The following is a 2,528-nucleotide window of genomic DNA, read 5'->3' as shown; positions in this document are numbered from 1 at the left end:
TACGATGCATCACGGACCGACCAACCCCTGGTCGGAATCCAATAGCTCGAGCCTCCGACGAATCCAGGGCGATTCACGTCGCCGGTTCCGCGCTGAGTTGTCGGCCGGTAGCGGGTGCTAGCGCCGGTGCTGGCTGCATCGCTGACGGCCTACTTGCAATCGTGGTGGCGCAACCGGAGACAACGCGCAGCGGGACGTCGCACCATTTCCGCATAGTTTCTCGACTTCCAAAAATGCAATTCCAATCGAAATAGTGCAAGACGCATTTCATTCCCACTCCTTAACGTTGACTTAAACCATTGCGTTGCATACGTTCCTATTCGTCACATATCGGCTACCAACTTATAAGGAGAGCAGATGTCAGACTGTGTTCAAGTTCGGCGATCACTTACCGTCCAGACCGGCGCGGTCCGACAACCTGGCCGCGTTAGCATCGGAACGTTCGGAACGGCGCGGGCTATCCTTCCATTCAGCATTGTGGCGGCCATGTCGCTAGCTTTCACGGTGTCGCCGTTCGCCCATGCAGACGAGGGAGATCCTGATATCCCTTCGCTGTCCGGTGCAGCGGGTAGCGCCGCTGCCGACAACCCCGGCAACCCGCTTTCAATCTTGATCGAAAGCACTTTAACCAACCCGGCTGAAGGCACAATCCAACCCGGCGCCTATTATGCAATCAATGATCTCTGGTCTTCCGACTCCCTAGCGTTCTCCAACGACTACCTTAACGAGGTGACTGTTGTCTCCGATGCAATCGGCGACGTAAACGGAACGGTCCAGTCGAGGCAGGCTACTGACGGTTTATTGCGCTAGAAGCCGGTACGTGAACCCGTTGCAAATAATGACCAAAGTAAGGACATCTTAATGTATCAGCGCTCGGTTATCGCCGTTGGAGCTGCCACTGGTGGGCTAATAGCCGTGGCATTTTTGAATTCGGCTCTCGCCTTAGCGACCAGCGGCGATGAAGGAGGTAGCAATGCCTCAACATCGGCGGCCACGGGGTTCCCAGATGTGCCTGGGAAAGATGCATTCACAGTCGGTCGGGACACGTTCGATCCTTTCACTATCCAGAACGGCGCCGAAGTAGAGGACTTTGCTCCAGTAAGTCCCTTGTTTTCCTTCGCTCCATTCGCTGAAATCGGCGGTGGGAACCTGAGCATTTTCGGAAATTCCGCACCGCTCGCGGTGCAAGCCTTCGACATATATAGCACCGGATCCACACCCAGCATGCTGGGCATTGTCAATGCAGACGAGGATGTCGCGACGGTCCTTGGAATGACAAACGTCGAGTTCATTATTTCCAACTCAGCGTCCGCGTCCGGGGTTGAGGCCACCGCCCTGCCTTCCGTCGGAACAGTTTACGATGTGTTGAATATCGGTGGCGGCTTGGAGAACGTCTATGTTGAAACCCCGGGGGTAGACGGAACAGTGACGGACACCCTTGTAACGCCGGTTGGTAATATTGATCTGTCGTCTCTGTTTGGTGGTTTTGATGCTAGTGGGCCAATCGATCCCGGTGACGCATTTAGCGGTCTGGCAGTTTCCGCGACGACGGTAGATCCTACCGACGTATTTGGAATTTGATGCAGTACGGGGGTGGTCTTCGGTGTAGTAACTGGCTCAAGTTCGATACGAATGACCTCGAGGAGTCACCTGGGCTGTCGTAGGCTCTCATGGCAGCCGTCCGAGACCGCAGGCATCCTGTGAGCCACGCCCGCTGATGCGATCTTCGAATTGGGATCGCTGTTGTCGTAGCCATCCCGAGTCGCGCCCCTCGCTGTAGTACTGATCCGGCTATAGATGCGCTTTGACCACAATAACCGAATCCGGTTAGGAGATTTCCATGAAATTCGCAGTGGCGACCATTGGCGTCGGTGCCGCACTGATCGCCGCCGGTGTCATCGTTACCCCCGCGACACCGCAAGGCGCCCGAGGCATCGAACCGCCCAGCGTTGCGCTTACGTCGGCGGACAGTTCGTTCGTCGCGGGGCCGGACGGGACATTCCCACAGTTATACTGGGCGCTCTCTGGTTTCGACCAAGGGGACGCGGACTTGGCGCACGGGGTCGCAAGCGGCGCAAGCAACCAGGCCGAGCTTGCCGGAGCGGAGTATTCACAATACATCGCTGGCGTATCGCAATCCGAGGCCCTGCCGACCATGCCAGACCCGCCGGTCCTCGACAGCCTGGTGGGCCAAGAAAATACTATCTTGGAGAACGCGGGATCGTTGGCTCCGGTCGTCGACGAATTCTGGTTTCACCCACTTAATCAGCAGTGGGATGACGCTGCCACCAAATTCATGGATACTGCCATCGCCCTCTCGACCGGACCTGACGACTCAGGAAGTTTGAGTCAAGTCCTTCTCGACTTACAGATCCTCGATCTCGAATCCCTCCCTGTGCAATGGCTTGCCGACTTATTCTGACCATCATCGTCAGCGGCGGGTGCGGATAGGAGCAATGATCAATACCTGTGGATGAGCCTCGGTGAGGCGGCGTAGGAAAGGGCGCACCTTCCCGAGGATGATCTGA

3 protein-coding genes are annotated in these 2,528 nt (G+C 56.7%); all 3 read left to right on the top strand.

Going from position 1 to position 2,528, the window contains the following annotated elements:
• Nucleotides 1–486 precede the first annotated feature (486 nt).
• The 3 genes from BST28_RS23910 (at nucleotide 487) to BST28_RS22755 (ending at nucleotide 2,422) form a co-directional block, all read left to right on the top strand.
• Nucleotides 487–810, top strand: a complete 324-nt coding sequence (locus BST28_RS23910; RefSeq protein WP_133054368.1) for a hypothetical protein — start codon at nucleotides 487–489, stop codon at nucleotides 808–810.
• A gap of 51 nt (nucleotides 811–861) precedes the next feature.
• On the top strand, nucleotides 862–1,581 hold the full coding sequence (locus BST28_RS23905; protein WP_165758137.1) for a hypothetical protein: 720 nt from the start codon (nucleotides 862–864) through the stop codon (nucleotides 1,579–1,581).
• 259 nt (nucleotides 1,582–1,840) lie between these two features.
• Nucleotides 1,841–2,422, top strand: coding sequence for a hypothetical protein (locus BST28_RS22755; protein WP_083083205.1), 582 nt, complete (start codon nucleotides 1,841–1,843; stop codon nucleotides 2,420–2,422).
• Nucleotides 2,423–2,528: the final 106 nt, after the last annotated feature.

It is taken from the genome of Mycolicibacter kumamotonensis (assembly GCF_002086285.1).
GTDB lineage: Bacteria > Actinomycetota > Actinomycetes > Mycobacteriales > Mycobacteriaceae > Mycobacterium > Mycobacterium kumamotonense.
This window is presented reverse-complemented; position numbering and strand designations above follow the sequence as displayed.